Here is a 23,907-nt window from a genome sequence, read left to right as displayed (position 1 = left end):
AGGCGATTTAGCTAGGCTGGGTGATCCTTCGCGAGCACATAGTAAGGCCGCACCATAAAGTGGCATGAACCAACGTAGTATCGCCGACCCGCGGGCAGGAGATGGCCCTCATCGCATGGCTTTAGGGTGTTACCCGCGCGTCCCGCGCACCGTGTCGATCATCGACTGCACATTCTCCGGATCCGCATCTGGCGTGATGCCATGGCCGAGATTAAAGATATGCGGCCCCTTCGCCAGCGCATCGACAATCGCGCGTGTCTCCTGCACCAATGCATCCCCGCCCGTCACCATATGCGATGACTTCAGATTGCCCTGCACACAGCCATTGGGCTGCACATGCTCGGCAACCCATTCCGCGCTGACACCATCGTCGATGGCGATGCAGTCCGCTCCGGTCGCCGCATGCAGATTGGCAAACCGCGGGCCCGCACCACGGGGGAAGGCGATGATCGGCACATCCGGATGGCGCGCTTTCAGCGCGCTGATGATCTGGCGCAGCGGCTCGGTCGAATAACGGTCAAAATCGGTGCCTTGAAGCGATCCGGCCCAGCTATCGAAGAGCTTCACCACCTCGGCCCCGGCTTTAATCTGCATGTCGAGATATTCGATGGTCGCCAGCGTAATCCGCTCCATCAGCGCATCGAACACCTCTGGGTTTTCGTCTTTCAAGGTATGCGCCGGGCCTTGGTCCGGCGTGCCTTTGCCCGCGATCATATAGGTCGCCACCGTCCAAGGCGCGCCAGCAAAACCGATGAGCGTGGTCTCTTCGGGCAGTTCGCGCGACAGGATGCGCACGGTCTCGTAAATCGGGGCGAGGTGGTCGTGGATCGCGTCGACTGGTTTCAGCGCTTCCATCTCGGCTTTGGTGGTGATCGTCGACAGACGCGGCCCTTCGCCGGTGACAAACCACAGGTCCGCCCCAAGCGCCTGCGGCACCAGCAGTATGTCGGCGAAAAGGATCGAGCCATCAAACCCGTAGCGGCGGATCGGCTGCAACGTCACCTCGGCGGCAAGTTCAGGATTGTAGCACAGCGACAGGAAATCCCCCGCCTTGGCCCGCGTCGCACGGTACTCCGGCAGGTAGCGCCCGGCTTGCCGCATCATCCAGATCGGTGGGGTCGGCAGGGTTTCGCCCGCAAGGGCGCGCAGGATGGTCTTATTCGCAGTCATTATGGCGTTCCTAATTGTGGCAAACCCGTAGGTAGCGCAGGTACAGCAGTTGTCAGTTCATGTCGACGGGGGTAGGGATGCGTCATGACGTATCAGCTCCCCACCCCGGCCCGGCCCCTTAACATCGGCACACGCGGATCGCTTCTGGCGCTCGCGCAGGCGAATGAGGTGCGCGACCGGCTCGCCGCCGCCTTTGATCTGCCGTTCGAGGCTTTCACCATCGTTGTGATCAAGACAACGGGTGACAAGATCATCGACCGTCCATTGAAAGAGATCGGCGGCAAGGGCCTCTTCACCCGCGAGATCGAGGCGGCACTGCTGGACGGCTCCATCGACATCGCGGTGCATTCGATGAAGGACATGCCGACGCTGCAACCCGGTGGGCTGTTGATCGACACCTATCTGCCGCGCGAGGACTGCCGCGATGCGTTCATCTCGCCGCACCTAAAATCCATTGCCGAGTTGCCCGAAGGCGCGGTCGTGGGCACTTCCAGTCTGCGCCGCCGGGCGCAGGTGAAACTGCGACGGCCCGATTTGGAAGTCGTCGAATTCCGCGGCAACCTGCAAACCCGGCTGAAGAAGCTCGATGATGGCGTAGCCGAGGCGACTTTTCTTGCCATGGCCGGGCTGAACCGGCTGAAAATGGACGATGTGCCGCAGGCCGCCGTGCATCCCGATGACATGCTGCCCGCCATCGCCCAGGGGGCGATTGGGGTTGAACGCCGTGTTGATGACAGCCGCGCCGCCGACATGTTGGCCGCGATCCATGACCGCGCCACGGGCGAACAACTCGCCGCCGAACGCGCGTTTCTGGCGACGCTTGACGGCTCTTGCGAGACGCCCATCGCCGGTCTGGCCGAACTCAACGGCAGCGAGATGCGCCTTCGCGGGCAGGTGCTGCGCCCGGACGGATCAGACGCCATCGGCGACGACGTGACCTGCGCCATTTCCGACGGTGCCGAGGCGGGCGAGGCGATGGCCCGCAAGCTTCTGGCCGAGGCCGGACCGGGTTTCTTTGACTGGCGCGAATGATCGGCAATCTCTTCACGCTGAAACAGCTTGAAGCGCTGATCTGGGTCGCAGACCTTGGCAGTTTTCGCCGCGCCGCCGCGCATCTGAACACGACACAACCTAATATCTCGGCCCGAATTTCCGGGCTAGAGGCAACGCTGGGTGTCACCTTGATGCAGCGCGATGCCGGCTCGATCCGCTTGACCGAGAAGGGCACCGCCCTGCTGACGCAAGCCCGCCGCGTCCTGCGCGAAGCCGAAGCACTGGTCGAGACCGCCGCACGGCCCGATCTGATCGACGACAGCCTACGCCTTGGCGTGACCGAAGTGGTCGCCAGCACATGGCTGCGGCCCTTCTTGCGCGCGCTGGCCGAGGTCTATCCCAATATCACTGTCGAACTTACCGTCGATCTGTCACGCGATCTGGATCAGGAGCTTGCCGCCCATGCGCTTGATCTGACGTTGCAAACCGCGCCCTTCTCGACCCCGGCGAGCGGACAGGTGGATTTGGCGACCTATGACTACATCTGGGTCGCCGCGCCGGAATTGGCCGCCCAGATCGGCCCCGCGCCTGATTTCGACGCCATGCTGCGCCATCCGGTGCTAGGACATGCGCGGCACACGCAGGCGCATTCTGATCTGATCCGTCGTTTCGATGGCACCACCGCACCCAAGGCCCGTTTGGTGCCCTCCAGCAGCCTTTCGGCGGCGATGAACATGGTGCTCGACGGGATGGGCGTGGCGGTAATGCCGCGTGTCATGGTGGCAGGTGCGCTGGTCGATGGGGCGTTGCAAACCCTGCCCGCCGCTTGGCACCCGCGCCCGCTGCAAGTCGCCGCGCGCTATCACGCGGATCGCACGCCCGCCTATGTCACCCGCGCCGCCGAACTGGCCCGGGACTGCGCTCAGGTCTTCGAGGCCGAGGATCGAAAAAACCTTTCACACCCATAGAATATAATAATTTGCGCCGATGCTGCACCCGCCCCTATCCTGCGTCCAAAGAGGAGTGAGACATGGCATCAACCATTCGACTGGGCGTAGACATCGGCGGCACCTTTACCGACGTGGTTCTGGAAAAGGGCGGGGAGAGCTTCTCGACCAAGGTGCTGACCACCTATGCCGCGCCCGAAAATGCGATCATCGACGGGATGCATCAGGTCTGCGCCAAGGCCGGGATCACCCCTGCCGACCTGACCCAGATCATCCACGGCACCACGCTGGCTACCAACGCGCTGATTGAGCGGCGCGGGGCCAAGACGGCGCTGATCACGACCCAGGGCTTCCGCGACGTGATCGAGATGCGCACCGAAAGCCGGTTCGAGCAATATGATCTGAACCTCAACCTCCCCGAGCCGCTGCTGCCGCGCCAGATGCGTTACACGGTGGAAGAGCGCGTCGATGCTACCGGCGCCGTGCTGCTGCCGCTCGACCGGGCCGAGATCGAGGCGCTGGCGGATCGTATCGCCGAAGCGGGTTATGAGAGCGTCGCCGTCGGGCTGATCCACTCCTACCTGAACGACACCCATGAGCGGATGATCCGCGAGGTGCTGGAGGAGCGCCTGCCGGGGGTCATGGTGTCGATCTCTTCCGAGGTCTCGCCGCAGATGCGGGAGTACGAGCGGTTCAACACCGTGGTCGCCAATGCCTATATCAAGCCGCTGATGAAAAGCTACCTCGGGCGGCTTGAAGGACGGCTTCAGGAGGAAGGCGTCGGCTGCAACATCTTCCTGATGCACTCGGGCGGCGGCATCATCTCGATCGAAAGCGCTGCCGAATTCCCCGTGCGGCTGGTGGAATCCGGCCCGGCGGGGGGGGCGGTCTTCGCCGCCAACATCGCCGCGCGCTATGGGCTCGACAAGGTGCTGAGCTTTGACATGGGCGGCACCACGGCCAAGATCTGCCTGATCAAGAACCAGACGCCCAAGACCAGCCGGGTGTTCGAAGTGGCGCGAACCTATCGCTTCAAGAAAGGGTCGGGCATGCCGATTTCGATCCCGGTGATCGACATGGTCGAGATTGGCGCAGGGGGCGGCAGCCTTGCCCATGTGGACGCCATGCGGCAGATCCGTGTGGGGCCGGAAAGCGCGGGCTCCGAGCCCGGCCCCGCCTGTTATGGCCGGGGTGGCGCGAAGCCTGCGGTGACCGATGCCGATCTGGTGCTGGGCAAGCTCGACCCCGACAATTTCGCGGGCGGCTCAATCCTGCTGGATACCGCAGGTTCCGAAGGGGCGCTGCATCAGGTCATCGGGCAAGAGCTCGACATGGACGCCGCCACAGCCGCCTTCGGTCTGGCTGAGGTGGTGGACGAGAACATGGCCAATGCCGCGCGGGTGCATGCGGTGGAAAACGGCGAGGATCTCAGCGACTACACGATGATCGCCTTCGGCGGTGCGGCCCCGCTGCATGCCGGGCGGCTGTGTGAGAAGCTGGGCGTTGAACGCTTGCTGGTGCCGCCCGGCGCCGGGGTCGGCTCGGCCATCGGGTTCCTGCGCGCGCCCTTCAGCTTTGAGGCCAACCGCTCGGTCTATATGAAGCTGTCGGATTTCGACGCGGGCCGCATCAAGACGCTGCTGGCCGAGCTACGCGACGAGGCCACCGGCTTTGTCCGCAACTGCGATGCGGGGGCGGAAATTCTGTCGGAATACAAAGTCTACATGCGCTACAGCGGGCAGGGCTGGGAGATCCCCATCGTACTGGACGAGATAGACGCCCTAAACCCCGATTCCGCCCGGTTCGAGGCGCTTTTCGAGGCGGACTACGCCAAGCTTTTCGGCCGCACCGTCGAGGGGTTGGATATCGAGATCACGGTCTGGTCGGTCAATGCCACCACCCCGCCCGAGGCGGTCGCCCGCACTGCAGAGCAGTCCCCGGGTGCGGCGGCCGATGTGGCTCTAACACGGCGTATGTTCGACCCGGCGCTCGCTGAATACTGCGAGGCCGACGTGGTCCTGCGCGCCCAGATGGCCCCCGGCCAGACCGCCCAAGGCCCTGCCGCAATCACCGAGGATGAGACGACAATCATCCTGCCCGCGTCACGCCGCGCCATCTGCCAGCCGGACGGCTGCATCGACATCACCGTGAAAGGGTAAGCCCATGGCACAGACACATTCAAACGTCGCCTATCAGGTCATGTGGAACCGCTTGATCTCGGTCGTCGAGGAACAGGCGCAGGCACTGGTGCGCACCGCCTTTTCGACCTCGGTGCGCGAGGCGGGCGATCTCTCGGCAGGCGTCTATGACACCGACGGTCAGATGTTGGCGCAGGCGGTCACCGGCACGCCCGGACACGTCAACGCCATGGCCGACGCGGTGGCGCATTTCATCCGACGCATCGGGCGGCAGAACATCCTTGAGGGTGATGTCTATATCACCAACGACCCTTGGGAGGGGACGGGCCATCTGCATGACATCACCATGGTCACGCCGTCCTTTCATCGCGGCAAGCTGATCGGGTTTTTCGCCTGCACCGCGCATATCGTAGACATTGGTGGGCGCGGTTTTGGCGCGGATGCGGCGAGCGTCTACGAGGAAGGGCTCTACCTGCCGATCATGAAATTCGCCGATGCAGGCAAGGTCGATGAGACGCTGGTTCGGATCATCCGTGGCAACGTGCGCGAGCCGGATCAGCTGATCGGCGACATCTACGCATTGACCACCTGCAACGAGATCGGACACCGCCGCCTCATCGACATGATGGAGGAGTTCGCTCTCGACGATCTGACTGGCATCGCGGGTTTCATCCTCGACAACTCGCGCCGTGCCACGCTGGAGCGGATCGCAGCGCTGCCACGCCAGCGCGCGACCGGCGAGATGACCATCGACGGCTTCGACACGCCGATCACGCTGAAAGTCACGGTAAGCATCGAAGAAGATCACATCCTGTCGGATTTCGCGGGCACCAGCGGGATCGACAAGAAGGGCATCAACTGCCCGCTGGTCTATACCAAGGCCTATGCCTGCTACGCGCTGAAATGCGCCATCGCGCCGGAGATTCCCAACAACGCCGCCTCGTTAGAGCCGTTTCGGATCACTGCGCCCGAAGATACCATCGTCAACGCCGTGCACCCGGCACCCGTGGCACTGCGGCACATTGTCGGTCACTTCGTGCCCGATACGGTCTACGCGGCGCTGGATCAGATCCTGCCCAATCTTGTCCCGGCCGAGGGCGCGGGCTGCCTGTGCAACTTCCAAGTCAGCCTGCGCCCGCGCACGGATGCGCAAGCCCCCGCCGGCGCGCGCCGGGCCGAGGTGCTGACCTTCAACTCCGGCGGCTCGGGCGCGCGGCCAGAACACGACGGGCTGAACGCCACGGCCTTCCCTTCGGGGGTGATGACCATGCCGGTAGAGGCCACTGAGCACGCCGGTCCCGTGGTGATCTGGCGCAAGGAACTGCGCCCCGACAGCGGCGGCGCGGGCCGCCAGCGCGGGGGGCTAGGGCAGTACATGGAAGTCAGCGCTCGCGCGGGCCATGAGTTCGACATGCAGGCGATGTTCGACCGCGTCGATCATCCCGCCCGTGGGCGGCAGGGGGGCGCCTCCGGTGCCCCCACCACCATCGCCCGCGACGATGGCATGCCGATGCGCGGCAAGGGCAAACAGTTCGTGCCGCATGGGGCAAAGGTGATGATGGCCTTTCCGGGGGGCGCGGGCTACGGCCCTGCCGAGGAACGCCCCAAGGAGTTGGTCAAACGCGACCTTCTGCGCGGCTACATCAGCGCCGAGGTGGCGGCGGCGGATTATGGTCTGAGCGCCGAGGAGATTGCCGAGGTGCAAGAGGCCATCCGCAAAGGCGCCGAACTGTGAAAGAGTTGCCGCTCAAGGGCTTATAAGCGCAAGGGGTCATTGACTGTTACAAAGCGCGGGTGTTCCTTGGCGGCATTATGCCAAAAGGAACACCCGTGATGTATGTGATTGACCCCCCCAAGCAAAGCAGCCTTGCCGTTCAAGGCACCAGCGACCGTTTCCCGGTGCGCCGCGTCTTTTGCGTGGGCCGCAACTATGAGGCGCATGTGCTTGAAATGGGCAACGACATGCGCGACCCGCCGTTCTTTTTCACCAAACCCGCCGATGCCACGCTCGATACCCCCTGCACCGTGCCCTATCCGCCGCTGACGGAGGATTTCCATTTCGAGGCAGAACTTGTCATCGCTATCGGCAAGAGCGGCGCGAATATCGCAGAGGCCGATGTGATGGATCATATTTGGGGGGCTTCGGTGGGCATTGATTTCACCCGCCGCGACCTTCAGGCACAGGCCAAGAAGATGGGCCGTCCGTGGGACTGGTCCAAAGCCTTTGATAACTCCGCGCCCATCGCACCAATCCTGCCTATCGCCGATGTCCCCTCGGTCGAGAAGGGCCGCCTTTGGCTGGCCGTGAACGGCGAGATGAAACAGGAGGCCGATCTGTCGCAGATGATCTGGTCGGTGCGGGAGCATACCGCCACCCTGTCGCAGGCCGTGACCTTGGCACCGGGGGACATCATCATGACCGGCACGCCTGCCGGTGTCGCGGCTGTGCAGCCTGGCGATGTGATCACCGGGGGTGTCGATGGCATCTCTGAGTTCGAGGTCACCGTCGGCCCCCGCGCCTAAAGCGCCTCGCTCGGTCTAGGCCCCGGCCAGCGTGCGTTCCGCCCGCGCGCGGGCTTGGGCCGCCAGATCGGGCAGGCCGGTTTTTTCATAGACTTCGCCCAGCATCAGGTTCAGCGGCACGCCATCGGGGTCATAGGTGCGGCGCATCTCAAGCACCTGCTGCGCGGCCGAGGCGCGGCCATCACGCACCAGAGCATCAAGGTGGATCTGCTCGAAAAGATCGCGCTGCGCATGGCTGCCACCGCATTCGGCCATGCGGGGCAGGGCCATGCCAAGCTCGCGGATCGCCGTGGCCCAATCCCCCTTGGCATGGGCGGCGATGCCAAGGGCCGCGGGCAGCGCGACTTCGGCCCATGCGGCATGGTCATGGGCGGTGGTTTCGGCGGCGCGGGCCTTGATTGCGCTGAGCATCTCTGCTGCCTCGGGCCGCCCGGTGCGGCAGAGGGCATAGAGGTATTGCAGCGTCAGGAAAGGGCTCACCGTATCCGCCCCCCGCGCCGCCACATGGTCGGCCACATCGCCCCAACGGTCGCCCACATCGACGCCCGCGAACTCCATCCGCGCCAGCAGGGACACAGCGCCGACTTGGTCTTGGGAATAGTCTTTCTCAAGCCCCCAGATATGCTGATCATAGGCGGCGCGCACATCGGCGTGACGGCCCTGCGATAGGTAGAACAACGCCAGATGCCACCAGTTGTGGCTCCGCATGAAGGAGTTCAGATCAGTCCATGTCTCGGCCACGCTCTCCATGAAACGCGCGCCTTCCGACACGCGGCCTTGCGTTAGCATCACATGGGCCTGCGCGTGATGCGCCCAAGGCTCATCGTGGCGTAACTCCATCGCGCGGCGGGCGGCGGCCTCGGCCCGGTCGAGCAGGTGGCACTGCTCGTAGCCAAAGGCGATCATGCCGTGGGCATAGGCAATGTCTTCGGCCTCGGGCAGGGATTTCAACGCAAGGCGCAACATGCCAGCAGCATCGCCTGAGTTGAACAGGTGGTATTGCGCCAGTTTCAGCATCGCCAGATCGCGCGGCCATTTGTCGGTGATGGCGTCACAGGCAGCGACGAGCGCGGGCACATCGCCGTCGACCCAATGGCCCACAGCGCGAATGACCTCTTGCTCGCGGGCGTTGGCCCCGGTCGCGGCTGTGGCGCGTTCCAGATAGGGGCGGGCTTTTTCCGGTGCGATAGGGTGCTCAAGAAACATCCACAAAAGGGCGGCATAGGCGTTGACCAGCGGCCCCTCCGGGTCGGCATCGGCTGCGGCGATGACGCCTGCGGCTTTGGGCTGGTAGGACAGAAAGCCGTGGATGAAATCGTTGATCGCCTGCAGGGTTTCCGGGCGGCTGGCTGTCGTTTCCAATCCGTAAAGGTCTTGTGTCATCTCGGGTCTCCGGCGGTGGCGTGGAATTGGCGCAGGTGTTGGGCGACGGCAGGGGCTGCGTCCCAATGGATCGAATGGCCTGCATCGGGCAGGGTGGTCTGGGTCACATCGGGGATTTCTGAAAAAGCCTGCTCGGCGGCGGCGCGGGGGATCAGAAGGTCTTCGGCCCCGTGGAGCACTTGGGTCGGGCAGGTCAAATTAGAGGGCCGTACCGTGGGGCGGAAACCGCGCAACGCTTCGAGTTGATGGGCCATGGCATCCGCACTCTGCGCATGGGGATAGGCCAATGCGGCGGCAAGGGCGGTCTCAGTATTTTTCGGGTCGGAAAAGAAACCGGGGGCGAAAATCCAAGGGTAGAGCGCGCGCAGCCAAAGCTGCTCCCCTTCCGGCGCGCGGCGCACGGCCAGCAGCGCGTCGAAGACCGCCATGGTGCGCGGCGCACGGACCGGGGCAGAGGCGAGGATGCTTATCGCTTGGATGCGCTCGGGCGCTAGGCCAAAAAGCTCCATCGCCATCAGGCCTCCCATGGAATGGCCGACAACGTGAAACTTTGCGTGCCCCAGTTCATCCATCAAAGCCAGCGCATCACGGGCCATCTGCGCGACCGAGGTTTCTGCATCCCACGGCGTTGTGCGCCCGGTGCTGCGGTTGTCGGGCCGGATCAGGGTGAAGTGATCGGAAAGCAAGGGCGCCAGTGCGCCCCAACTCGCGCTGTCGCTCAGCATCCCGGCCAGCATCAAAAGCGGCGGGCCGCTGCCGTCGACCTCGTAATGAAGGGAGATATCGGAGAGGGGTAGATCAGGCATTCAGCGTGCTCCAACAAGGCAGAAGATCCCCTTCGGCAGGGGTGGCTGCATAGATCGCGCGGCCGATGGCGCGTGACAGGCAAAGGGCGGCGGCATGGCCGATCATCGCCACATCGCCCGCAGGCCGCGCCGCGGTCGAGAGAGAGAAGACCAGATCGCCGTCATTGGGCATATGCGCGGGCACCACAGCGCGGGCGATGCCGTCATGGGCGGCAACGGCGACGCGTTGGCATTCGGCTTTGGTCAGCGTGGCATCGGTGGCGACGATGGCGATGGTGGTATTGGCGCGGGCCGACATGGCGGCCATCTTGCGGCTTTCAAGGGTGAGGCCCAAACCGGCGGAAGGGTCTGGCCCCAGCCCGCCAAACTCTCCGTCGATCTCAAATGGGGCGGCGTGGAAATGGCGGTCTCCGGGGGTAGTAACGGCACCGACCGGATTGGCCCCGACAAGCGCGCCGACCATGCTGCCATCGGGCAATTGCAAACTGGCGGAGCCGAGGCCCCCTTTGACCATCGCGCTCAGCGCGCCGGTGCCCGTACCGACCGAGCCGATCTGAAAATCTTCGCCCGCTGCCTCCAAGGCTTGGCGGCCAAGATCGGCATAGGGGTTCTGCACCCAATCCTTATCGCCGCCGTTCAGCAGATCGAACAAGATCGCGCCGGGCACCAGCGGGATCAGCGCATCGCCGACGCGAAACCCGCGCCCCTGTGCGCGCAGGGCATCTACCACGCCCGAACAGGCATCCAGCCCATAGGCAGAGCCGCCCGAGAGCACCAGCGCATCGACCGCCGCCACGGTCTTGTCGGGGGCCAGCAGGTCGGTCTCGCGCGTGCCGGGGGCGCCGCCCATGACGTGAACGGAGGCAGTGAAGGGCGCGTCGCCGATCAACACGGTGCTGCCGGATTTCAGCCGTGTGTCCTGCGCATTGCCGACCTTCAACCCTGCCACGTCGGTGATCAGGTTGCGCGGGCCGGGGCGCATCGGCGCGCTCATGAATGGCTCCCGCGGGCAGCCGCGCTATTCACGTGAAACATCCCCATGATGGTGCAAATGGGCAAGGGGTCTAACAGGGGCATCGTCACTCCGGCATTGATTTCGGGCGGAGTTTGCGCGCTTCCCCAGCGGATGCCAAGGCCTGTGCTGCCAGAGACCTGCCTTACCGGATGCACGCCATAAAAATGGGCGCGCAGGTTGCCCCACACGCCCGAACCCTCCGGCATGGCCGGTTGGTTTATTTTTGCTCTTCGGCGACAGCGGCGGCCACGGCCTCTTCAAAGATCGCGAGGCCCTCTTCGACGATGGCGTCAGATGCGGTCAGCGGAACCATCACGCGCACGGCGTTGCCATGCATGCCACAGCTCAGCAGCAGCAGGCCGCGCTTGAGGGCGTGGGCGATGACGCGCTTGGTGAAATCGGCATCGGGTTTGGCGCTGTCAAAGTCGGTCACGAATTCGACGGCGACCATGGCGCCAAGGCCGCGGATATCCCAGAAGCGGTAGGGCGCAGACCGCGCACCGATTTCGGCAAATCGGGCTTTGAGCGTTTCGCCCATCGCTGTGGAGCGCGCCAGCAGACCCTCGTCTTCGATCGCTTCAATCGCCGCCAGCGCTGCGGCGCATGCCACTGGGTTGCCGCCATAGGTGCCGCCCAGACCGCCGGGGGCCATCGCGTCCATCACATCGGCGCGGCCAATCACCCCGGCCAGCGGGTAGCCACCGGCCATGGATTTCGCCACGGTGATGAGGTCCGGCGCAACGCCGGAATGTTCAATCGCGAACCATGTGCCGGTGCGGCCAAAGCCGGCCTGAACCTCGTCGGCGATCAGCAGGATGCCGTGCTGGTCACAGATTGCGCGCAGTTCTTGCATCATGTCGAAAGGCACAGGGGTATAGCCGCCTTCGCCGAGCACCGGCTCGATGATGATCGCGGCAACGCGCTCGGGCTGGGCATCGGTGAGGAAGAGGTTTTTCAACCCGGTCAGCGCGTCCTGCACGGTGATCCCGTCGCGCACCGAAGGGAAAGGCGCCCGGAAGACATCCGCCGGGAAGGGGCCTACGTCTTTTTTGTAGGGCGTGACCTTGCCGGTCATGCCCAGCGTCAGCAGGGTGCGGCCATGGTAGCCGCCGGTGAAGGCGATGATGCCCGGACGGCCAGTGGCAGCGCGGGCAATTTTCACTGCGTTCTCAACGGCTTCGGCGCCGGTGGTGACAAGCAGCGTCTTTTTGGGTGCCTCACCCGGGGCCAGCGCGTTCAGTTTCTCAGCCAGTTCGATGTAGGGGCCGTAGGGCACGACCTGAAAGCTGGTGTGGGTGTAGTGATCTTCTTGTGCCTTGGCGGCTTCGACCACTTTGGGGTGGCGGTGGCCGGTGTTCAGGACGCCGATGCCCCCGACAAAATCGATGTAGCGGTTGCCTTCGACATCCCACAGTTCGGCATTCTCGGCGTATTTCGCATAAATCGGCGCGGCAGAGGCCACTCCGCGCGGCACGGCGGCGTCGCGGCGCGCGATGAGGTCGGCATTCGTCTGACCGTCGGGTTTGGTGGCGGGATTTGCTTCGACCACTGTCATCTGCGGCGCGGCTTTGGCCTTGGCAGAGGATTTGCGGTGCGATTTCTTGACGGTGCTGGACATGGAACAGATACCTTATTGCGAAAGAGAGAGGGGCGGTGACGTGTCGTTTAAAAAATCCATATTCCGTTTAATATAATTGTCAATCGCGAAGGCAGAGCCTATCTAACAATTCCCAAGATCATCGGTTGCCCCTCCGCGACGAGGCCCGGTTGCAACGCCGATGCCCACAAAGGACAAGTCATTGAACGTCGGCGATAAACTTAGAGCGATCCGCAAGAAACATGGGTTGTCCCAACGTGAGCTTGCGGCCAAGGCGGGGCTGACCAATGGCACGATCTCGCTGATCGAAAAGAACCGGACCAGCCCATCAGTTGCATCGCTGAAAAGCCTGTTGGACGCGATTCCCATCAGTATGGCGGAGTTCTTCACGATCCTTGAGGAAGACGACAGCGCCAAGGTTTTCTACCGCGCGCAGGAACTGACCGAGATTTCACCAAGCCACCAAGGCGGCGTATCGCTGCGCCAATTGGGCAATGCGGCGCATCACGCGCTTCAGGTGCTGCATGAAACATACGAGCCCGGCGCGGATACCGGGCCGGAGTTTCTGAGCCATGAGGGCGAAGAAGCGGGCGTGGTGGTGCGCGGCAGCATCGAGGTGACGGTCGATGGCGCAGTTAGCCTGTTAAACGCCGGGGATGGCTACCTGTTCGACAGCCGCCTGCCGCATCGGTTTCGCAATATTGGCACCGACCCCTGTGAGATTGTAAGCGCCTGCACGCCCCCCAGCTTCTAAAAGGCACCCTATAAATATCGACCGCCCCGAGCGTTCTGCTCGAGGCGGTCGATAGGGGTGTCAGGTCTTAATAGTCTGACCGGTAGTTCGACCTTTGGGTCTCCGGTTGCTGTTTGTCGCGACCGGCACGGTCTTCATCCGGGTTTAGTTCCCGTCGGCCTGTGGTTAAGGCCAGAATGATGACCGCGGCTAAGGTCAGGATGGTCAGACCGCCGAGAAAGAGCTCCGTGGTCATCTCCGTTTTCCTTTTTTAGCACTGCGTTTCAGGTGCTCAACCGTGCGCGAGCCAAAGGGTTCCGACAAATTTTTCGCCTATGACGAGTCTGTGACCTGCGGGCCACGTTTCCGGCCAGATTCCGCTGACCGATAGCGCGTCAGTAGTCGTAGATCATCTTGCTATCAGTCGGGACGTGGAAATTTACCCGGATTTGATATACGCCATCCGTGGTCTCAACCTCGACCTGACCGTTCAACTGGCGGGTAAAGGCAAGGATCAAACGAGAGCCGAGCCCGGTGCCAGATTTCACCTCTTCGGGGTTGCCGATGGTGTTACGCACTTCAAGCATCGCCTGTTCTGGCCCGGTTTGGATTAACTTGAGCGAAATGAACCCTTTACCATGTTCTACCGTGGAGACGTATTTCAGCGCATTGGTCAGCGCCTCTGACACCAGCAGGGTCAGCGGGGCCGCATCGTCGGCGTCAATCTTGATCGGCTCAAAAGATTGCTCCACCTGCACGCCCGAACCAGAGGCCAGTCCAACAGATAGCATCTGGCCCACAATCTCGCTCAGCAGTTCACTGGCGTTGACCCGCACCAGATCGTCATTCTGGTAGAGGTTCTTGTGCACGGTGGCGAGACTGAGGATGCGATCTTGCAAGCGCCGTAGGACAAAACGCGCGTCTTCGCTTTTGGCCTGCCGGATCTGCATGTTCATGATCGACGAGATAAGCTGAAGGTTGTTTTTGACCCGGTGGTGGACCTCTTTCAGCAGGATGTTCTTTTGCCGAAGGCTGTCTTCGAGCGTCGCCTCATCCCGCAGAATCGATTCCGCCATGCCGACAAAAGCGGATTCCATCTCGACCAATTCGGTGGGAACCGAGGGGCCAAGCGTGCCGCGCGGCAGCGTGCGATTCAGCGCAAAGCGACGCATCTGCCGACCAAGCTTGCGAATGTGGTTGATCGCCAGACGGTTCAGCGCCCAGAAGGCCACGATCAGGCTGGCCAGCCACATGACGATGGGCAAAAGCGCGCTTAGGCGGGTGGAAACGCCGGTGTCTAGAAACGGGGTGTTGCTGGGCCATACGCTCAGCGCGAAGACCGTGTCTGGCACGATTGGGACGATCACATAGGCGCGGTCTTGGCCGTCGAAATTCTCTGAAAGGAAGACGTTGGGTTCTTTGGTGGTCAACAGCGACAAGGCGACATCGCTGGGATATTCCTTTTTGGCGACGGCCAGCCCATTTTCGGTGGTCAGGATGTGGCCCATCTTGTTGAGGGTCATCATCGCGACGCTGCTGTGTTTGCTTTTGGGTTCGCTTATCGCGTTAATGGCGTCTTCGGGAATGCTAAGCGCCATGAAGCCGATCAATTCACGGTCTTCGTAGACCGGCGCGTTGATCAGCGTGACAATCTGGTTGCTGACCGCCCCCTGCAACACTGGCATCGCACGGCGGACCGGCGATTCCAGCAGCGATTGAAAGTTCTCGTCCTCGGAAAAGTCATGATCCTGCCCCGTGGAGGAGCAGGTCATTTTTCCGTCTAGCCCGATGAAACCCACAAGCGAATAGATGTCTGACGCTTGCTTGTATTCCTTGAGGAAGGCGGTGCATTCCTCCGGATCGTCCCGCCTGAGACGCACGATAGAGGTGAGCGCTTCGGCGGCGCCGAAAGCCTCTTGGATTACCCGGCGTTCCGCGGCAGAGGCCTGTTCTGTGACGGCGATCAGCGATAGCTCTGCGCTTTGGCGGCTTTGATCCGCAATCTGCCGTGTTTGCACAACCGCGATCAGCCCGATGGGCAAAAGCGCGAGAGACAGAAACAGCAGAATACGGATCGTCAGCCCACGCATCAGATCACCGCTGAAGAAGCCAGATGTCATATTTAGAAAGAAGAAACTTTAGAAGCGGATAGGACGGACATTGTTGCGTCATCGGTCATTTCAAGCGACTCGTCGTCATGGTGACCCAGCAGTTCAGCAAGGCGGGCGCGGGCCCGGTTGGTGCGGCTTTTGATGGTGCCTACGGCAACGCCACACATGTCTGCGGCTTCTTCGTAGGAGAAGCCAGATGCCCCTACAAGAAGCAGCGCTTCGCGTTGCTCATCCTTCAGCAGAGCAAGCGCCTTGCGGAAATCCGTCATCTGCATGTGACCATCATGTGCTGGCTTTTCTGCCAGCCCGTCAGTCAACACGCCATCCACATCCGAGACTTCGCGTTTCGCCTTGCGGCGCGAGGAATAGTAAGTGTTTCGCAGGATCGTGAAGAGCCAAGCACGCATGTTCGTGCCCTCTTGGAACTTTTCGATGTTGGTCCACGCCTTGACCAAGGTGTCCTGCACCATGTCGTCTGCCGTGGCACCATTGCGTGTCAGGCTGATGGCAAAGGCCCGCATGGCCGGCAGATGTTCTACCAGCTCGTCGCGCGGATCGGGACGGGTCATTATGACGTTCCTTTTTCTGAATCCTGTTCCTTCAACTTCTGAAGCAGATCCTTGAAACGATCAGGGATGCCTTCATCGAGCGTCTCATCGAAGACACGCTTGAGGTTGTCGTCGATGACGCGCTCGCGCTCGTCCTTGTTTCCTGAATTCACTAACATCACCTCTGGCATCGTCGTCTCGTTTGAATAATTATGTACGCATACTGGAACCAAACACAATGTCGACGTGTTTGGTTCCAAGAAAAGTAAAAAAGGATTCGACTAGATGAACGATGCGACACAAAAGACCAGCATCAGCGATGAACTGGGTGCCAATATCCCCTACCTTCGCCGGTTCGCGCGGGCGATGACTGGCAGCCAGACCAGTGGTGACACCTTCGCCGCGGCGGCGCTGGAAGCCATCCTGGTTGATCGCTCGGTGCTCGATGGAGTAGACACAAAGACGGGTCTTTTCAAGGTTTTGTACGGTATCTGGGCCAGCGCAGGCGCCCCGGTGGAAGAAGGCGAAAGCGGCCCCCGCGCCAAGGCGCAGCGGCATTTGTCGAGCCTGACAAACAACAGCCGCGAAGCGCTGCTGCTGCACACGATCGAAGGCTTTTCGCATGGTGAAATCGCCAAAATCATTGGCGTGGATGAGGCCGAGGCCGATGAGCTGATCCAGATCGCACACCGCGAAATGGCCGACAGCACCTCGGGTTCGGTGATGATCATCGAAGACGAAGCCATAATCGCGATGGACATTGAATCCATCGTCGCTGAGATGGGCCACCGTGTGACCGGCATCGCCCGCACCCGTGACGAGGCTGTGAAGCTGGGCAAGGCCGATGTGCCTGACCTGATCCTCGCCGATATTCAACTGGCCGATAACTCTTCGGGTATCGATGCGGTGAACGACCTGCTGAACGAACTGGGCATGCGTCCGGTGATCTTTATCACCGCCTTCCCGGAGCGTCTGTTGACTGGTGACAAGCCAGAGCCCGCCTTCCTGATCTCCAAACCTTACTCGGTGGATCAGGTCGTCTCGGCTGTCTCGCAAGCGATGTTCTTTTCCTCCACGGAAACGCTCAACGCCTAAGCCGGGGCAGAAAAATAGGGTTCCCCGCGCAACGCTTCGCGCAGGGAACCCTTTGCATTCAGCGCCCGCGCTGCCTATCGTCAGTCAAACATTCAGGAGGCCCGCATGGCCAAGACCCCGACCGCTGCCGCAAAAGATCTGACCATCGACGATCTGTCAGACCAGATTGCGCTGCTTAAAAAAGACATCACATCACTGACCGAAACCCTGGGCGAATACGGCAAGGCCAAGTCGGAAGAGATGCGAGACAACGCCCGCAACGCGGCAAGTGATTTCGCCGACACCGGGCGTCTGAAAGCGATGGAAGCTCAAAAGCAAGCCGAGGAATTCCTGCAAGCTCAACCTGGTACCGCCCTCGGCATTGCCGCAGGCATCGGTTTCCTTGTCGGTCTTGTGACGGCCCGCCGCTAAGATGCTTTCCTCGGTGATGAACCATCTGCGCGGCTCGCTACGACGGGCGCTGCGCACCGCCATGCTCAGCGCCGGGGCCGCGCTTTTCCTACTGATCGGGCTGCTGTTTCTTACGCTTGCGGCATGGCTTTATCTCATCACTGTCACCACGGCGCTCACCGCTGCTTTGATCCTCGGCGCAGTCTATTTCGGTGTCGGTTTCCTCTTGCTCGCCATGGCCGGATCAGACCGCGAGCCTGCCGCTCAGGCTTCCCGTCAGGAAGATCCCTCCGCGACCGAACATGACGGTCTCAAAAATTTGGTTATGGCATTTCTGGCTGGCATAACCGCCGGTCAGAAAGCGCGTCGTTGACACTACTGAGCAGATGACTGCTTGAAAAGGGGCGCGTGATGAATCGCAGTCTCCTATCAGCTTCTACCAGCCGAGGCGGATCGTTCACGATACAGATGATCGGAAACCATTCCAGTAAGTTCAATAGATCCAGCAGATGCTGGTGCAACTGATCTCGCCGCAGCGACAGAACCGCACATTCGGTGTCATTAACGTTTGCTACCAGATGGCTTGGGTCAAACGTCTCTAAAACGCTAATTTTACGTTGCGGATACGCGACAGAAAGCGTTTCATTTATGTCTGAACAGACCAATGGGTCCGGTTCGTAGATCAAGATCGACATGGTCTTCCCCCGGGTGAGCAAAGTCGTCGGTATAGGGGGCGTGCCGAAAGGGCGCATTAAACTAAGACATAAGAAGGCAAATTTTATCTGATGACGACACAATGCCGCTATTGCCCTCTCCGTCGCAAAGATGCCTTCCTGCCGATGTCGAAAGATGAAGTGAACTTCATGGAGAAGTTCAAGTCCGGTGAGCTAACGGTTGAGCCGGGCACGCCGATCCTGCTTGAGGGGTCAAACTCACCCCAGCTTTACACCGCGCTGACCGGCATGGGCATCCGCGACAAGACCTTGGAAAACGGCAACCGTCAGGTCATCAGCTTTGTCTTCCCCGGCGATTTCATCGGCCTGCAGGCAGGCATCATGGGTGAGATGGGTCATTCGGTCGAAGCCCGGACCCATATGCGGCTTTGCGTTTTCAACCGCAGCGAGTTTTGGAATTTCTTCAAAAACCACCCCGAACGCGCCTTTGATATCACTTGGTTGGCCGCGATCGAAGAACATTTCATGGGCGAAGTCCTTGCCACCATTGGCCAACGCACCGCGATGCAGGCCATCGCTTGGGCGATGGTTAAGATTTTCGAGCGTGGCCAGTCGCTGGGAATGGTCACCCACAACCAGATGCTGCTGCCCTATTCACAGCGCGATCTGGCCGATGCGCTTGGCCTGTCGGTGGTGCACACCAACAAAACCCTCGGCGCCCTGAAAGAACGCCAGTTGCTTTCGTGGTCCGACAGGGTGCTTCAGATCAACGACCTCGCCGCATTGGCGAAAGCGGGCGTGACCGAACTTGAGGGCCGCCAAAAGCGTCCCCTGCTTTAACAGCTACTCTTGCGTGATATCGATAAAGGTATCCGCGGCCTCGGCCCCACGTTGCCCGCGCGGTTTGGCCGGGCCGATGGTGCTGTCCGGGCGCGTGCGCCGTTCGACCTGCGCGTTCAGGGCCGCGCCGAATAGGATCAGAAAACTGCTGATCCAAAGCCAGACCAACATCGCAATCACGGCCCCGATTGAGCCATAGACCTGATTGTAGTTGCCGAAATTGGCGACGTAATAGGAAAACCCTATCGAAAGCACCGCCCAAGACATCACCGCCAAAATCGCCCCGCTGCTAAGCCAAGGCAATCGCGCCGCGCGCCGGTTTGGGCCGAAACGGTAAAGCACACCCACACCGGCAAACAAAACCGCCGTGGCAACGGTCCAGCGCAGCAGGTCGGCGACGGCGTTGCCAAAGGGACCAAGCGGGATAAACGCCAGAATGATGGGCGCGACCACCACCGCCAGCAGCGCCACGATCCCCACCCCCACAAGGCTCACCGTCAAAATCAAAGCATGCAGGTAATGTTTCGCAGCATTGCGGTTGCGCTCGTTATAGACGGCGTTCAGACCGATCACCATCGCCCCGACACCGGCCCGCGCAGACCACAGCGCCACCAGCAGCGATACAATACCGGCCCAACCCAAGGTATCGGCCCGCGCGGTGACAAGCCCGGTCACCTGCGTATTGATAATGTCATAGACATCATCCGGCAGCAGCCCGCGCACATCCTCCAACTGGGCAATGACCACAACAGGGTCCGAGATTAGCCCCAAAAGCGCGATCAGCGCCGCCAGCGCGGGAAACAACGACAGCATCGCGAAAAACGCCACTCCGGCTGAGATCAGCGCAAGGTTATCGTCGGCCGCTTGTTTTAGGCTCGCCTTGAAAGCATCCCAATAGATCGCCGGTCGGGTCGGAGGTCTGCGCAGCACCAATGCCAATCCTTTCAATTCGGCCCCGGCAAAAACCGGGACCGCTTCGCGTTAGCTGTCCTCCACATCGTCGCGGACCTGCCCCCAAGCAACAAGGGTGAAGATCAACGTACCGCCGATGATGTTGCCGACAAGCACCGGCAGGAAGAAGCCAAAGATCGCCTGACCAAGCCCCAGCCCGCCATGCAGAATGAGCGCAGCCATCTCTACAGACCCTGCGACGATATGGGTGAAATCCCCCGCGGCAATAAGCCAGGTAAAGGTCAGGATCAGGAAAAACGCCGCCTCATCCGCTTCGGGCAGCATCCAGACGATCAATGCCACGATGACCCCCGCCGGAATGGCCCGCCAAAACCCCTCCGCCGCCGGCATGCCCGTCGCGTGTTCCGAAAGGCTGATGATGGCGGGCAAAACCTCCGCCGGGATGGCGGGCGTATAGATAAACAGCGCGGCCGCCGCGAAGGCCCCGATCACATTGGCCCCCAGCACAACGGCCCAAAGCCGCATGAGCCTGCACAGAATATTCAGGCTGCGTTCCTGCATCAGGGGCAAGACCGTGGTGATGGTGTTTTCGGTAAACAACTGCATCCGGCCCATGATGACCGCGATGAACCCCAATGAATAGCCGAGGTTCTCCAGCAGAAAACGCCAGCCTGCATCTGGCAAATAGGTTCGGAAAATCGCTTCCCCCAAGACCGAAAGACTGATCAGCATCCCCGCGGATATCCCCGACCAGATCAACGACCGGTTGGTGCGGTTCAACTCATCGCGCCCCTCGCGCCGGATCACCTCATAGATCAGCTTGGGCGACAGCGCCGCCGCCTCACTGACAGAGCGTTCTTCCGCCTCTTCCTGCACGGCAGAGGTAGGGGGCTTTTTCTGGATCAGTGGGGCCATTCGCGTTCTTCCTGAAATTCATGGACATGATGAACATAGCCCGCCGAAGCCCCCTGCACAGTAAAAAGCCCCAGCCTGCTTAATTCGCGCGCCCCAAACAACAACGCCCCGCCAATCTCGCCCCCACCAGGGGGGAGCGTCTCCCCCTTTCAACTTCATCCTTTCTTAAATACCGATCCCGCACCCTCAACCAGACGGATCAGCCGCGTTCTCCCCCACCGGCACTCAACGCCAACCCCTCAACAATTGCCGTCAGCGCCGCCCCCCGATGTCCTTCCGCGTGCGGAAAGCGTGTGCGCATTTCGGCCTCGACCACCTCCATCAGGCTCGACCCGCCGACAAAAATCAGCCGGTCCACGGCGCCGGGCGCGATGCCTGCGTTACGCGCTGTCGTCTCCGCTGCATCCCCCATCTGTGCGGCCAGTTTCGAGAGCCGCTTACGCATCCAGTCACGGGGCAGGGGCAAAGTCGCGCGGGGTTTGAGCATCGACACGTCGATCACCGGATCTGCATCCCCCTCGGCCCCTGCGCCATTGGCGCGGATTTTGCCCGCTTCGACGGCAAAAGCAAGATCATGACCAAGCTCTTCATTAAGCACTTTAACCAACCGTGCCAGACGCTTGGGATGTTCGGCAAACTTATGCAATTCCGCCGCCGCCTTGCGGGTGTCAGCGCCATAGAGAAACGGAATTTTCGCCCAAGTGGCCAGATCGTTGAAGATCGCATTGGGCGCGATGTGGGTGTCGCCTCCGAAAGCATGGCGAATTTCGCTGCCCATCCCAAGCTGCGGCATCACCCGCCCGATGGACAAGGACCGGTCGAAATCGGTCCCGCCAAGGCGGATGCCGTGGCTTTCCAAAATGTCGATCTCATCATTCCCGCGCTGGCGGAAAAGCGTGAAATCAGAGGTCCCGCCGCCGATATCGATCACCAGTCCCAGATCCCCCGGGCGCAGCGCGGCGCGGTTGGCAAGCGCGGCGGCTTCGGGTTCGTTCATGAAATCCACATGGTCGAAACCGGCCCGGCCATAGGCCTCGCGCAGGTCTGTCAGTGCTTGTGCATCGCGCGCGTCATCTGCTGAGTGAAAGCGCACCGGACGGCCAGAGAGTGCTGTGTCGAACTGCATCCCCGTGGCGGCTTCGGCTTGCGTTTTCACCCGCGCCAGAAACCGCGCCACAATATCGATAAAGTCCAGCCGTTCGCCCAAAAGCACCCGCCGCTCGCGCATCAGCCGGGTGCCAAGGAGGCTTTTCAACCCGCGCATATAACGGCCCTCGGCCCCGGCCAGTAGCGCGTCAGAAGCGGCGGCGCCGATCCGCATTTCACGCGCTTCGAAATCGAAAAATACCGCCGTCGGCAGGGTCTGCGCCTCGGCCTCTAATGCGATCAGTTGCGGGGTGCCGTTGATGGCGATGCCCGCCGCGGTGTTGGACGTTCCAAAATCAATCCCCAGCCTGGCCATGACGTTCTCCTAATGCCTTTTCACGGACGGTCCGGCGCGCGGCGCGCCCGTGCAAAGCACCCGCGATACCCTTCTCGCGCGGGCTTGGCAACGAAGGCTGGCGCGTCGCGCGGCTTTTGGCTAGCCTCGCAAAAAAATACGCCAATATGGGAGAACTTCATGAACCGTTTGAACCGTTTGATGACCGGTGTAGCCAGTGCTGCATTGGCTGTCATCGCCACCAGCGCCTTCGCCAAGGACGACATCACCGTCGCCATGCAGCTTGAGCCACCGCACCTTGATCCGACCTCTGCCGCGGCCGGGGCCATCGACTCGGTGCTTTATACCAATGTCTTCGAAGGGCTGACCCGTTTCATGGGCAATGGCTCTGTCGTGCCGGGCTTGGCTGAGTCTTGGGAGATTTCCGAAGACGGGCTGACCTATACGTTCAAGCTGCGCGAGGGGGTCACCTTTCACGATGGCACCACGATGGATGCCGAGGATGTGAAATTCACCCTCGACCGGATCAACGCCGAAGACAGCGCCAATGCGCAAAAGGCGCTCTATGCCGCGATTTCCGAGGTGAATGTCATTGATCCACAGACTGTTGAGGTCAAACTGAGCGAACCGAATGGCAACATGCTATTCAACCTCGCCTGGGGCGACGCGGTGATCGTGGCACCTGAAACGGTCGAGACGATCAAGCAGACCCCGATTGGCACTGGTGCGTTCAAGTTTGAGAACTGGAATCAGGGCGACAAGATCACTCTGACCCGGAATGACGACTATTGGGGCGAGGCCCCCGCGCTGGCCAGCGCGACCTTCAAGTTCATCTCAGACCCGACAGCGGCTTTCGCCTCGGTCATGGCCGAGGATGTCGATGTTTTCACCGGCTTCCCCGCGCCGGAAAATATCCCCCAGTTCGAGGCCGACCCCCGTTTCCAAGTGCTGATCGGCTCGACCGAGGGGGAAACGATCCTGTCGATCAATAACAAGCGCGAACCTTTCGATAACGTCAAAGTCCGCGAGGCTGTGGCCCATGCCATCGACCGTCAGGCAATCATTAATGGGGCGATGTTCGGCTATGGCACGCCCATCGGCACACATTTCGCGCCGCATAACCCAGACTACGTCGATCTGACTGAGATGAGCAGCTACGACCCCGAGAAATCTAAGGCGCTGCTGGCCGAGGCTGGTTTCCCCGATGGGTTCGAGACGACATTGCACCTGCCGCCCCCATCCTACGCCCGCCGCGGCGGAGAGATCATCGCAGCCCAACTGGCCGAAGTTGGCATCAAGGCGCAGATCACCAATGTCGAATGGGCGCAGTGGTTGGAAACCGTGTTCAAAGGCAAAGATTTCGGCCTGTCGATCGTCAGCCACACAGAGCCGATGGACATCAACATCTATGCCAACCCGGACTATTACTTCCAGTATGACAATGCTGAATTCCAGTCTCTGATTGCGGAGTTCAACAAAACCGCCGACCCCGCCGCGCGGAGTGAGATGCTGGCCAAGGCACAGCAGACCATCGCCGAAGACTACGTGAACGGATACCTGTTCCAGCTCGCATTTCCGACGATCGCTAAGGCCGGTGTGCAGGGGCTTTGGGTGAACGCACCTACCCAAGCCACCGATCTGAGCGGTGTAAGTTGGGCCGAGTGATTAGATAAATA

The 23,907-nt window shown here is 61.4% G+C and carries 23 protein-coding genes; 11 read left to right on the top strand and 12 right to left on the bottom strand.

The window, feature by feature from the left end:
- Nucleotides 1–129 precede the first annotated feature (129 nt).
- Nucleotides 130–1,170, bottom strand: coding sequence for a uroporphyrinogen decarboxylase (gene hemE, locus O4H31_RS01580; protein ID WP_269342117.1), 1,041 nt, complete (start codon nucleotides 1,168–1,170; stop codon nucleotides 130–132).
- An 84-nt stretch (nucleotides 1,171–1,254) separates the two neighbouring features.
- Here hemE and hemC point away from each other — a divergent pair, with 84 nt between their 5' ends.
- The 5 genes from hemC (at nucleotide 1,255) to O4H31_RS01555 (ending at nucleotide 7,771) form a co-directional block, all read left to right on the top strand.
- Complete coding sequence (gene hemC, locus O4H31_RS01575; RefSeq protein ID WP_269342115.1) at nucleotides 1,255–2,202, top strand: hydroxymethylbilane synthase; 948 nt, start codon at nucleotides 1,255–1,257, stop codon at nucleotides 2,200–2,202.
- Nucleotides 2,199–3,131: a LysR family transcriptional regulator gene (locus O4H31_RS01570; RefSeq protein ID WP_269342112.1), complete on the top strand. Its 933-nt coding sequence runs from the start codon at nucleotides 2,199–2,201 to the stop codon at nucleotides 3,129–3,131. The genes hemC and O4H31_RS01570 overlap by 4 nt, the downstream gene beginning before the upstream one ends.
- Nucleotides 3,132–3,193: 62 nt before the next feature.
- The gene (locus O4H31_RS01565) at nucleotides 3,194–5,269 is read left to right on the top strand and encodes a hydantoinase/oxoprolinase family protein (RefSeq protein WP_269342111.1); all 2,076 of its coding nucleotides are present in this window, start codon (nucleotides 3,194–3,196) and stop codon (nucleotides 5,267–5,269) included.
- Between the two features lie 4 nt (nucleotides 5,270–5,273).
- Entirely contained in the window at nucleotides 5,274–6,983 is a 1,710-nt protein-coding gene (locus O4H31_RS01560) for a hydantoinase B/oxoprolinase family protein (RefSeq protein WP_269342109.1), read from the top strand.
- Between the two features lie 98 nt (nucleotides 6,984–7,081).
- Complete coding sequence (locus O4H31_RS01555) at nucleotides 7,082–7,771, top strand: fumarylacetoacetate hydrolase family protein (protein WP_269342106.1); 690 nt, start codon at nucleotides 7,082–7,084, stop codon at nucleotides 7,769–7,771.
- A 15-nt stretch (nucleotides 7,772–7,786) separates the two neighbouring features.
- Here the strand turns inward: O4H31_RS01555 and O4H31_RS01550 are convergent, their stop codons facing one another.
- The 4 genes from O4H31_RS01550 to gabT form a co-directional block, all read right to left on the bottom strand.
- Complete coding sequence (locus O4H31_RS01550; protein WP_269342104.1) at nucleotides 7,787–9,154, bottom strand: tetratricopeptide repeat protein; 1,368 nt, start codon at nucleotides 9,152–9,154, stop codon at nucleotides 7,787–7,789.
- Nucleotides 9,151–9,960 carry an alpha/beta fold hydrolase gene (locus O4H31_RS01545; protein WP_269342102.1) on the bottom strand — a complete coding sequence of 270 codons (810 nt, stop codon included), beginning with the start codon at nucleotides 9,958–9,960 and terminating at the stop codon, nucleotides 9,151–9,153. The genes O4H31_RS01550 and O4H31_RS01545 overlap by 4 nt, the downstream gene beginning before the upstream one ends.
- Nucleotides 9,953–10,942 (bottom strand): P1 family peptidase, encoded by a 990-nt coding sequence (locus O4H31_RS01540; RefSeq protein WP_269342996.1) that lies wholly within the window; start codon nucleotides 10,940–10,942, stop codon nucleotides 9,953–9,955. The genes O4H31_RS01545 and O4H31_RS01540 overlap by 8 nt, the downstream gene beginning before the upstream one ends.
- A 250-nt stretch (nucleotides 10,943–11,192) precedes the next feature.
- Nucleotides 11,193–12,593: a 4-aminobutyrate--2-oxoglutarate transaminase gene (gene gabT / locus O4H31_RS01535; protein WP_269342100.1), complete on the bottom strand. Its 1,401-nt coding sequence runs from the start codon at nucleotides 12,591–12,593 to the stop codon at nucleotides 11,193–11,195.
- Nucleotides 12,594–12,774: 181 nt separating this feature from the next.
- Between gabT and O4H31_RS01530 the strand changes: the two genes are divergently transcribed.
- Nucleotides 12,775–13,326 carry a cupin domain-containing protein gene (locus O4H31_RS01530; protein WP_269342098.1) on the top strand — a complete coding sequence of 184 codons (552 nt, stop codon included), beginning with the start codon at nucleotides 12,775–12,777 and terminating at the stop codon, nucleotides 13,324–13,326.
- Nucleotides 13,327–13,393: 67 nt separating this feature from the next.
- Here the strand turns inward: O4H31_RS01530 and O4H31_RS01525 are convergent, their stop codons facing one another.
- The 4 genes from O4H31_RS01525 to O4H31_RS01510 form a co-directional block, all read right to left on the bottom strand.
- Nucleotides 13,394–13,561 carry a hypothetical protein gene (locus O4H31_RS01525; RefSeq protein WP_161487433.1) on the bottom strand — a complete coding sequence of 56 codons (168 nt, stop codon included), beginning with the start codon at nucleotides 13,559–13,561 and terminating at the stop codon, nucleotides 13,394–13,396.
- Between the two features lie 139 nt (nucleotides 13,562–13,700).
- Nucleotides 13,701–15,425: a sensor histidine kinase gene (locus O4H31_RS01520; RefSeq protein WP_269342095.1), complete on the bottom strand. Its 1,725-nt coding sequence runs from the start codon at nucleotides 15,423–15,425 to the stop codon at nucleotides 13,701–13,703.
- A gap of 2 nt (nucleotides 15,426–15,427) precedes the next feature.
- Nucleotides 15,428–15,985, bottom strand: a complete 558-nt coding sequence (locus O4H31_RS01515; RefSeq protein ID WP_067623982.1) for an RNA polymerase sigma factor — start codon at nucleotides 15,983–15,985, stop codon at nucleotides 15,428–15,430.
- A complete protein-coding gene (locus tag O4H31_RS01510) occupies nucleotides 15,985–16,155 on the bottom strand; it encodes a NepR family anti-sigma factor (protein WP_201722086.1) in 171 nt (56 codons plus the stop codon). The genes O4H31_RS01515 and O4H31_RS01510 overlap by 1 nt, the downstream gene beginning before the upstream one ends.
- A gap of 94 nt (nucleotides 16,156–16,249) precedes the next feature.
- Between O4H31_RS01510 and O4H31_RS01505 the strand changes: the two genes are divergently transcribed.
- From O4H31_RS01505 to O4H31_RS01490, 4 genes are all read left to right on the top strand, one after another.
- The gene (locus O4H31_RS01505; protein WP_067623984.1) at nucleotides 16,250–17,059 is read left to right on the top strand and encodes a response regulator; all 810 of its coding nucleotides are present in this window, start codon (nucleotides 16,250–16,252) and stop codon (nucleotides 17,057–17,059) included.
- A 105-nt stretch (nucleotides 17,060–17,164) separates the two neighbouring features.
- A complete protein-coding gene (locus tag O4H31_RS01500; RefSeq protein WP_269342088.1) occupies nucleotides 17,165–17,470 on the top strand; it encodes a DUF883 family protein in 306 nt (101 codons plus the stop codon).
- 16 nt (nucleotides 17,471–17,486) lie between these two features.
- Nucleotides 17,487–17,822 (top strand): phage holin family protein, encoded by a 336-nt coding sequence (locus tag O4H31_RS01495; protein WP_269342086.1) that lies wholly within the window; start codon nucleotides 17,487–17,489, stop codon nucleotides 17,820–17,822.
- Between the two features lie 412 nt (nucleotides 17,823–18,234).
- Nucleotides 18,235–18,963 carry a Crp/Fnr family transcriptional regulator gene (locus tag O4H31_RS01490; RefSeq protein ID WP_067623991.1) on the top strand — a complete coding sequence of 243 codons (729 nt, stop codon included), beginning with the start codon at nucleotides 18,235–18,237 and terminating at the stop codon, nucleotides 18,961–18,963.
- Between the two features lie 3 nt (nucleotides 18,964–18,966).
- Here the strand turns inward: O4H31_RS01490 and O4H31_RS01485 are convergent, their stop codons facing one another.
- The 3 genes from O4H31_RS01485 to O4H31_RS01475 form a co-directional block, all read right to left on the bottom strand.
- A complete protein-coding gene (locus tag O4H31_RS01485) occupies nucleotides 18,967–19,896 on the bottom strand; it encodes a YihY/virulence factor BrkB family protein (RefSeq protein ID WP_269342082.1) in 930 nt (309 codons plus the stop codon).
- 48 nt (nucleotides 19,897–19,944) lie between these two features.
- Nucleotides 19,945–20,790 carry a formate/nitrite transporter family protein gene (locus O4H31_RS01480; RefSeq protein ID WP_067623994.1) on the bottom strand — a complete coding sequence of 282 codons (846 nt, stop codon included), beginning with the start codon at nucleotides 20,788–20,790 and terminating at the stop codon, nucleotides 19,945–19,947.
- A 199-nt stretch (nucleotides 20,791–20,989) separates the two neighbouring features.
- Nucleotides 20,990–22,252, bottom strand: a complete 1,263-nt coding sequence (locus tag O4H31_RS01475) for an Hsp70 family protein (protein WP_269342078.1) — start codon at nucleotides 22,250–22,252, stop codon at nucleotides 20,990–20,992.
- A gap of 159 nt (nucleotides 22,253–22,411) precedes the next feature.
- On the opposite strand from O4H31_RS01475, the gene O4H31_RS01470 reads away from it, so the two are divergent.
- Nucleotides 22,412–23,896, top strand: coding sequence for an ABC transporter substrate-binding protein (locus tag O4H31_RS01470; protein WP_269342076.1), 1,485 nt, complete (start codon nucleotides 22,412–22,414; stop codon nucleotides 23,894–23,896).
- Nucleotides 23,897–23,907 lie beyond the last annotated feature (11 nt).

The sequence above is a fragment of the Sulfitobacter dubius genome (genome assembly GCF_027214245.1).
GTDB lineage: Bacteria > Pseudomonadota > Alphaproteobacteria > Rhodobacterales > Rhodobacteraceae > Sulfitobacter > Sulfitobacter dubius_A.
This window is presented reverse-complemented; position numbering and strand designations above follow the sequence as displayed.

Bases quoted from the DNA above. Each gene is read 5' to 3' on its own strand.
- hemE (WP_269342117.1), bottom strand. From the start codon at position 1,170: ATGACTGCGAATAAGACCATCCTGCGCGCCCTTGCGGGCGAAACCCTG.
- hemC (WP_269342115.1), top strand. From the start codon at position 1,255: ATGACGTATCAGCTCCCCACCCCGGCCCGGCCCCTTAACATCGGCACA.
- O4H31_RS01570 (WP_269342112.1), top strand. From the start codon at position 2,199: ATGATCGGCAATCTCTTCACGCTGAAACAGCTTGAAGCGCTGATCTGG.
- O4H31_RS01565 (WP_269342111.1), top strand. From the start codon at position 3,194: ATGGCATCAACCATTCGACTGGGCGTAGACATCGGCGGCACCTTTACC.
- O4H31_RS01560 (WP_269342109.1), top strand. From the start codon at position 5,274: ATGGCACAGACACATTCAAACGTCGCCTATCAGGTCATGTGGAACCGC.
- O4H31_RS01555 (WP_269342106.1), top strand. From the start codon at position 7,082: ATGTATGTGATTGACCCCCCCAAGCAAAGCAGCCTTGCCGTTCAAGGC.
- O4H31_RS01550 (WP_269342104.1), bottom strand. From the start codon at position 9,154: ATGACACAAGACCTTTACGGATTGGAAACGACAGCCAGCCGCCCGGAA.
- O4H31_RS01545 (WP_269342102.1), bottom strand. From the start codon at position 9,960: ATGCCTGATCTACCCCTCTCCGATATCTCCCTTCATTACGAGGTCGAC.
- O4H31_RS01540 (WP_269342996.1), bottom strand. From the start codon at position 10,942: ATGCGCCCCGGCCCGCGCAACCTGATCACCGACGTGGCAGGGTTGAAG.
- gabT (WP_269342100.1), bottom strand. From the start codon at position 12,593: ATGTCCAGCACCGTCAAGAAATCGCACCGCAAATCCTCTGCCAAGGCC.
- O4H31_RS01525 (WP_161487433.1), bottom strand. From the start codon at position 13,561: ATGACCACGGAGCTCTTTCTCGGCGGTCTGACCATCCTGACCTTAGCC.
- O4H31_RS01520 (WP_269342095.1), bottom strand. From the start codon at position 15,425: ATGACATCTGGCTTCTTCAGCGGTGATCTGATGCGTGGGCTGACGATC.
- O4H31_RS01515 (WP_067623982.1), bottom strand. From the start codon at position 15,985: ATGACCCGTCCCGATCCGCGCGACGAGCTGGTAGAACATCTGCCGGCC.
- O4H31_RS01510 (WP_201722086.1), bottom strand. From the start codon at position 16,155: ATGCCAGAGGTGATGTTAGTGAATTCAGGAAACAAGGACGAGCGCGAG.
- O4H31_RS01505 (WP_067623984.1), top strand. From the start codon at position 16,250: ATGAACGATGCGACACAAAAGACCAGCATCAGCGATGAACTGGGTGCC.
- O4H31_RS01500 (WP_269342088.1), top strand. From the start codon at position 17,165: ATGGCCAAGACCCCGACCGCTGCCGCAAAAGATCTGACCATCGACGAT.
- O4H31_RS01495 (WP_269342086.1), top strand. From the start codon at position 17,487: ATGAACCATCTGCGCGGCTCGCTACGACGGGCGCTGCGCACCGCCATG.
- O4H31_RS01490 (WP_067623991.1), top strand. From the start codon at position 18,235: ATGACGACACAATGCCGCTATTGCCCTCTCCGTCGCAAAGATGCCTTC.
- O4H31_RS01480 (WP_067623994.1), bottom strand. From the start codon at position 20,790: ATGGCCCCACTGATCCAGAAAAAGCCCCCTACCTCTGCCGTGCAGGAA.
- O4H31_RS01475 (WP_269342078.1), bottom strand. From the start codon at position 22,252: ATGGCCAGGCTGGGGATTGATTTTGGAACGTCCAACACCGCGGCGGGC.
- O4H31_RS01470 (WP_269342076.1), top strand. From the start codon at position 22,412: ATGAACCGTTTGAACCGTTTGATGACCGGTGTAGCCAGTGCTGCATTG.